This window comes from uncultured Cetobacterium sp., assembly GCF_947038635.1.
Lineage (GTDB): Bacteria > Fusobacteriota > Fusobacteriia > Fusobacteriales > Fusobacteriaceae > Cetobacterium_A.
This window is the reverse complement of record NZ_CAMQXC010000110.1, coordinates 1-7,548: the sequence shown is the minus strand read 5'-3', so window position 1 is coordinate 7,548 and position 7,548 is coordinate 1. Positions and strand designations below refer to the sequence as shown.

The 7,548-nt window shown below is 25.7% G+C and carries 6 protein-coding genes and 1 pseudogene; 1 reads left to right on the top strand and 6 read right to left on the bottom strand.

Annotated features, from left to right (window positions below):
* Window positions 1-360 precede the first annotated feature (360 nt).
* The 5 genes from Q0V08_RS09510 to Q0V08_RS09490 all read right to left on the bottom strand — a co-directional run bounded on the left by Q0V08_RS09510 (window position 361) and on the right by Q0V08_RS09490 (window position 5,860).
* Window positions 361-1,116: an aminotransferase class IV gene (locus Q0V08_RS09510; protein ID WP_297434236.1), complete on the bottom strand. Its 756-nt coding sequence runs from the start codon at window positions 1,114-1,116 to the stop codon at window positions 361-363.
* Window positions 1,101-2,474 (bottom strand): aminodeoxychorismate synthase component I, encoded by a 1,374-nt coding sequence (pabB, locus tag Q0V08_RS09505; RefSeq protein ID WP_297434234.1) that lies wholly within the window; start codon window positions 2,472-2,474, stop codon window positions 1,101-1,103. The genes Q0V08_RS09510 and pabB overlap by 16 nt, the downstream gene beginning before the upstream one ends.
* Window positions 2,455-3,039: an aminodeoxychorismate/anthranilate synthase component II gene (locus tag Q0V08_RS09500; protein ID WP_297434232.1), complete on the bottom strand. Its 585-nt coding sequence runs from the start codon at window positions 3,037-3,039 to the stop codon at window positions 2,455-2,457. Before Q0V08_RS09500 ends, pabB begins: the two co-directional genes overlap by 20 nt.
* A 207-nt stretch (window positions 3,040-3,246) precedes the next feature.
* Complete coding sequence (yiaY, locus tag Q0V08_RS09495) at window positions 3,247-4,395, bottom strand: L-threonine dehydrogenase (protein WP_297434230.1); 1,149 nt, start codon at window positions 4,393-4,395, stop codon at window positions 3,247-3,249.
* Between the two features lie 115 nt (window positions 4,396-4,510).
* Window positions 4,511-5,860, bottom strand: a complete 1,350-nt coding sequence (locus Q0V08_RS09490; protein ID WP_297434228.1) for a CehA/McbA family metallohydrolase — start codon at window positions 5,858-5,860, stop codon at window positions 4,511-4,513.
* A 467-nt stretch (window positions 5,861-6,327) separates the two neighbouring features.
* On the opposite strand from Q0V08_RS09490, the gene Q0V08_RS09485 reads away from it, so the two are divergent.
* The gene (locus Q0V08_RS09485; protein WP_297434226.1) at window positions 6,328-6,837 is read left to right on the top strand and encodes a lytic transglycosylase domain-containing protein; all 510 of its coding nucleotides are present in this window, start codon (window positions 6,328-6,330) and stop codon (window positions 6,835-6,837) included.
* A 35-nt stretch (window positions 6,838-6,872) separates the two neighbouring features.
* Here Q0V08_RS09485 and Q0V08_RS09480 read toward each other — a convergent pair.
* Window positions 6,873-7,548 (bottom strand): annotated as a pseudogene (locus Q0V08_RS09480) (potassium transporter Kup); the annotation flags it as partial.

The window sequence follows — 7,548 nt, the reverse complement described above, 5'->3', positions numbered from 1 at the left end:
ATATTATATTTTTCTTTTATTTGACTCCAAGTATCTTTCCAGTTAGCCCAGTTATCTGGCATTCCCACTGATAATACCTCTCCCTCTTTTTGTGCTTTCTCTTGAATCTCTTGTAAAGTTTCTCCATAAGTTAAAACAGTTGATAAAAGTGTTGCTAATAAAACAATTTTTTTCATCCTTTCTCCTCCCTAAAACTTTAATTCTAATTTACTTTAACACCTTCTTGTTAATATAAAATAAATTATTAGTAAATTAATTGTAAAAAGTATTCTTAATGCCTAAGTTAAAATTTCAAATAAAAAAGAGAACAATTTAAAATCGTTCTCTTTTGTATTATTTAGCAATCATCATCAACCTAAATTATAAAGATAGTATCTTTTTTAGATTTTCAACATGTTTAGTTGAAAATTTTTTATTTTCTATTTGAATAACTTTCATTATCCCAACTATTGAATTTGTTATAAAAACTTCATCAGAATTTAATAAAAATTTTATATCTATATCTGATTCTCTAACCTCAATATTATTGTTATTTAATTTTTCTATAACTTCATTCCTCATAATTCCATTAAGTAATCCATTTTTTAAATTAGGAGTATAAACAATCTTATCTTTTATTAAAAATATATTGCTTATAGCACCTTCACATAAATATCCTTCTTGATTAAAAAATAAAACTTCATTATATCCATTGTCTTTAGCTTTTGAAATTTCTAAAATATTTTCCATATAATTTAAAGTTTTATGATAAATTATAGTTGAATTTCTATCTCTTTTTATCGATGAAATCTTAAGTTTAAATCCATTTTCATAACTTTTAAAATCATATACATTTTCTCTTTTATTAAAAAAATACTTTGTAGAGTTATTATCTTTTACAACAGATATTCTTAAAATATAATTATTTTCAATATGTAAATTTATCTCATTTAAGAATAAATTTTTAAATTGAATATCATTTAAATCCATATTTATATTTAATATTTTAGCTGAAGATGACAATCTTTTAAAATGTTTTTCTAAATTAAGAGGTTTTTTATTTTCTATTTTTACTGTTTCAAATAATCCATATCCATATAAAAATCCATCTGGAATATTCTTTATCTCTCTTGCCATAACAATGCCTCTTTTAATGCTTTACCCTTTAATAAACTTTCTTCAAATTCGCTTTCAGCATCAGAGTCCCAAACAATTCCTCCACCTACTTGAAAATAAGCTTTATTTTCTTTACATAAAATTGTTCTTATAACAATATTTAAATCTATGTTTCCATTAAAACTAATATAACCTATTGATCCTGTGTAAATATTTCTAGTTGTTTTTTCTAACTTTCCAATTAATTCCATTGCACTAATTTTAGGTGCTCCAGTTATAGACCCTCCTGGAAAAGTTGCTCTCATAATATCGTCAAATTTTATATTCTCTTTAAGTATTCCCTCGACATTAGCAACTTGTTGAAAAACTGTAGAATATTTTTCTATATAAAAAAGATCTTTAACTTTTATGGTACCTGTTTCACATATTTTCCCTAAGTCATTTCTTTCTAAATCTACAATCATTAAAAGTTCTGATTGATCTTTTTCACTTTTAGATAAAATCGAAAAGTTTTCTTCATCTTCTTTTTGAGTTTTTCCTCTACTTATAGTTCCTTTTATTGGTCTTGTATCAATTCTTTTATTTTGAACTCTTATAAATCTTTCAGGAGAATTTGAAACTATCTCATAATCTTTAAAAGATAGAAAACTTGCAAAAGGAGCTTTATTTGTCTTTCTAAGTCTTTTATATAAAGTAAATGGACTTTTATTTAATTCACATTGAAATCTTTGTGTATAATTAATCTGATAAACAATTCCATTTTCTATATTTTTCTTCACTTCTTCTATACATTTTAAATATTCTTCTTTAGAAATACAATTTTTTATTTGTATATTTTTATCAAAAAATATATTAGAACCTAAAGCTTTACTTTTAAGTTTTTTTTCAATTAATAAAATATTTTTATTAGCATCTGGTATAAAATCATTTATTACTAAATATAATTTTTTTAAAACATTATCAATAACAATTACTTCATTAAATACTCCAACATTTATATCTGGAATATTTAAATCATCAATCTGATTTAAGTTTATATTTTCAATTTCATGAAGTAATTCATATGAGAAATGCCCCATAGCTCCACCTATAAATGGAAGGGGTCCATTATAATTAATTTTATATTTTTCAAGTAGTTTCGATAATTCTTTTAAAGAGTCACCTTTAAAAGAATTTGTTGTACCACTTTTTTTATCAATTATAGTTATAAAACTATTTTTGCTAGAAAATTTTATAAAAGGATTACTTGCAATTATAGAATAACGTCCTAGTTCATTTTCATTTTTCTGACTGTCTAAAAAAATTGGAGTATCATCCATTAAAAAATTTTCAAATATATCTATAGGATCAATTTCGAGATCAAATTCTTTTATTAGCACTTTTAGCCTCCATTAAAAAATTTTTTAACATATCAATTCCATTTTCGGTTAAAATTGCTTCTGGATGAAATTGAACTCCTTCTATTAAATAATCTTTATGTCTAACTCCCATTACCTCTCCTGTAAACGTTTCTGCTGTAATTTCTAAACAATTAGGAAGACTCTCTTTTTCTAAAAGAAGTGAATGATAACGAGTTACTCTTAAATTTTTAGGAAGATTTAAAAATACTCCTTTTGAATTGTGTTTTATAGAACTAACTTTTCCATGAACAGGAGCTTTCCCTTTGACTATTTTTCCTCCAAATACCTGACAAATTGCCTGATGTCCTAAGCATATTCCTAAAATAGGAATTTCATTTTTAAATTTTCTTATAATTTCAATGCTATTTCCCGCTGTATCTGGATTACCTGGTCCAGGTGATATAACAATTAAGTCTGGAGATATTTTTTTTATTTCTTCAATTGAAATATTATTTTTTCTAACAATAACAGTTTCATTTAACATTTGAAGATATTGAACTAAATTATATGTAAAAGAATCAAAATTATCTATCATTAAAATCATATTATTCACCTCTTTTTTATTAAAAATTATATTTTTTTCTACAATATTGCTATATGCAATACTTTTAAGCTTCTATTTCATTATACTATGTTTATTAATTGAGCTCAAATTTTTTAACATTTTTTATTTAATTTTTTCTATAATTTCTTTACATAGTAAAAAAGTGCCAGAAACAAATTCTGACACTTTTTTAAATATCTATATTAATTACATTGCACTTCTATATATCTCAATAATCTCTTCTAAAGTAGCTTGCTTAGGATTTGTAAATCCACATGCATCTTTTAAAGCGTTTGTTGCTAAAATAGTAAAGTCTTCCTCTTTAGCTCCTAACTCTTTTATTCCTTTTGGAATTCCAATGTCATTTGATAGTTTTACAATCTCTTCTATTGCTAAATCAGCTGAGTTATTCTCATTTAAAATATGAGGGTTTACTCCTAAAAGTATCGCAACTTTTCTTAATTTTTCTTTTGATACCTCAGCATTGTATCTAACTACGTGAGGAAGTAAAATCGCATTACACACACCATGAGGTAAATCATAGAATCCACCTAATTGGTGAGCCATTGCATGAACATATCCCAATGAAGCATTGTTGAAAGCCATTCCTGCTAAATACTCTGCATAAGCCATATTATCTCTAGCTTTAATATCTTTTCCATTGAATACTGCATCTCTCAAGTTCTTAGAGATTAACTCTATAGCTTTTTCAGCACATGCATCTGTTACTGGAGTTGCAATTGTTGAAACATAAGCTTCTATTGCATGTGTTAAAGCATCCATACCTGTTGCTGCTGTTAAACTCTTTGGCATATCTAACATTAACTCTGGATCATTTACAGCTATAATTGGAGTTACATTTTTATCTACTATAGCCATTTTTACATGTCTATCTTCATCTGTTATTATACAGAATCTTGTCATCTCTGAAGCTGTTCCAGCTGTTGTATTTATAGACATTAAAGGAAGTTGAGGGTGTGCAGATCTATCTACTCCTTCATAATCTTTAATATCTCCACCATTCGCAGCTACTAAAGCTATCCCTTTTGCTGCATCATGAGGTGATCCTCCACCAAAAGATATTACAAAATCACATCCATTATCTTTTAATATTTTTAATCCATCATTAACATTTGTCACTGTTGGATTTGGTTTTGTTTCATCAAAGATAATATACTCTATTTTATTCTCATCTAATACATTTGTTAATTTTTTAACTAAACCAATATTTACTAATATTTTATCTGTTACTATTAAAGACTTTTTTAAACCTCTCGATTTAATTTCATTTCCTAGATTTTTAATACATCCCTCTCCCATATAAGAAATTGATGGCATGAAAAAAGCATATGACATAATAGCCTCCTAATAAATGTATTTTTTAGTGTACACCAATAATAACTCTTTTTGTACTATAAATCAATACTTTTTTTATTTTTATTATTTTGAATTAGTATTCAAAGTAACTTTTTCACTCTGTCCACACTTTATCTTTTATTTGGAACCACTTTTCTAACTTCGGTTCTTTCAAACTATTAAATATTGGATTTATTACTACCATAGGTTCATCTTTTTCTGATACTCCCTCAATTCTTAAGTATTCTCCCTCTTTAAGTTCATTAAAAATATTAATCTCTTGTCCTACAATCATATTTATAACTTTTCCATTTTTTATAACTCTCCAAATTAAAGTTTGTGAAGAAAGTATCTTTATTCTGATCTCGCCATTAACTTCATCTCCTGGATATATAATCTGCCCATTATTTTCCATTCTAAGTTTTATCTCTCCAATTCTAGATATATAACTTCGCCCTTTTTTCATATTTTCCAAAATATTTTTAGTTTCGTATTTATCTAATCTTATATAGTTTAAAGGATCCCCTAAAACCTCTCCATGATTATCGCTTCCACCTACTGCAAATATTTTATGCCCATCACACCATAACATATCTAATGCTTCTAGTGCTTTTTTATCATAGTATGGATTATTATTCTCCCTCGTTGGAGAGTTTATTACCTCAACAAAATCTAAATCTTTCAAATCAACGTTATAAAACAATCCTAAAAACATTCTTGAGGTGTTGTGAAATGGATGATTTAATGACACATAACCTCCTTGTTTTTTAACCTCTTTAAAGATTTTTGTCAATGAAACCTCTTTGGTATCATCTTCATCTATATGATTATAGTAATCTATTAACTTTTTTAAACCAAAAAGATTAAAGTGTCCTAAGTTATCTAGTGTTAGCTCTGTTGAAGGTATTACAGGAATATCTATATCTGGATATTTTGTTAAAACACTGTTATGCTCTGTTGGAAATATAAAATCAACCTCCTTTTTTATTAACTCTTTTTTTATATCTCTTAAAGATATACTTCCATCAGATATATTTGTATGGTTGTGAAGTTCTCCTGCATACCATTCTTTTGTATCTAAATAACAATCTTTTAAAGTTATTTTTTTCATATTTTCTTTTTTTATCAGATTTCCATTTTCAATTTTTATCTCTAATTCAAATTCCCCATCTACAATATAATTCTTCAACATCTTTAGTCTCCATTCACCTTCTGGTAACTCTCCAGGAATACAACAATTAGATGTACTTTCCCAGTGTGTTGTTAAATAATATTTTTTCTTAGTAGTTTTGAAAGATGTTAAAATTCTAGTTCTTCCTTCGCTATCTTCTAAAGATATTATTATATGTTCAAAAGGTCCCTTATTTAAATTTAAAGAGATTCTATTTATATCATTTGACACCGTAAATTTATACTCTAATTTTTCGATTTTTTTATTGCTATCAAAACTTCCTTTAAATATCATCTTTACTTCCTCCCTAATATTATGTAAATATACTTATTTTAACAAAAATATGTTAAAGCAAAATTAAGTTACAGTAAATTTAACGTTAATAATAATTTTATTTATCTCAAAAAAAGATTTTTGTCTCTTTTCTCGTATATTTATATAGAATATATTGATTTATTAAAAAATATATAGTATATATTTTATTAAGGGAGTTATAATTGGGGGTGTTTTTATGAATTTAAAAAATCTTTTAATCAAGGATTTAATGAAACAAAAAGAGGGAAAAATAAAAAATTTAAAAGAAAATTTGCATTTAGAAAGCTTAAGATTGCAAAAAAAATAAAAAAAATTTTAATCTACAAATAAGCAAGTAGTCAAGGAAATCGTAGTCAATCTCTTTAGTTGACTCGCGGTTTCCTTTTATTTTATTGGTTTTTATGCTATAATAACTATGTGATATTTTTTACAAGAGGTGAGGTTTATTGAAGTTAATATTTAAATTTGTTGCGCTATTTTTTATTTTAACAATCTGCGTTTTCTCTCAGGAAAACAACTCTTCAGATAAAATAAAAGATTACGTAAAGAAAAATACCACTACAGAAAAAACTGCTACTAATATATATAAAAGTATTATTGAGAATTCAGAAAAGCATGATGTTGAACCAGAGTTAATTGCTGCTATAATAAAAGTTGAAAGTGATTTTAAACATAGCACTATTTCTACAGCTGGTGCAAGAGGATTGATGCAGCTTATGCCTAAAACAGCAAAACTTATGAAAGTTAATCCTAATGATATGAATGCTAATATAAAAGGTGGAACAAAATATATTGCTTGGTGTTTAGAACAGCAAAATAATAATTTAAAATTAGCTCTAGCATCATACAATGCTGGAATTGGAAATGTTAAAAAATATAATGGTATTCCACCATTTAAAGAAACTCAGAACTATGTTAAAAGAGTAATGAAAGAATATAACTATTTAAAAGCATAGCAAAAGAAAAGGTCGTAACTATACGACCTTTTTTATTACTTTATTCTTTTTATATTTTCATCAGGTAGTCCTCTACTAAATAAAATTGGAACTTTTTCAACATCAACAACACTAGTATCAATTCCATACCATTTTTGAGGTGAAACTGTGAATTTTTTTATAAATAGTTGAGTTGATATTATAAAACTATCCCATGCTGAGAAATCATTTTCTAAAGCTAATACCTCTTCTATTATTATAAATTTAAAGTTTCCAATCCCTTTTAAATTTTCATAATCTATCATATAATTTCTTGGTTTAAACACAACCTCTCCTGACTTTATTAAATCTCGAATTACTTGGAACATCAATGTGTTTATTCCTTGAGACACTCTAAATCCTAAATTAAAGTCTATTACAAATATTCTATTCTCCTCTATTTTATTGAAAATATACTCCCTTGTATAAGGATCATCAGTTACATTTATATTTATAAACCAATAGTTATCAGCTTTTTTAGGTTCATTATTAAATATTGAGTATATAACTTTGGGTTCTACTTGATTCCATAACTTAGATTTTGTAAGATAAACTACATTTCCTGCATAAAGAGGTAATTCACTATCATTTTTTAGAACATTAAAATTTTCTTTATAATCAGTTAAATTTACAAACTTAAGATATCTTTTCTTAATTTCAAAACTGTACTGCCATACATACATAACAAAAGCT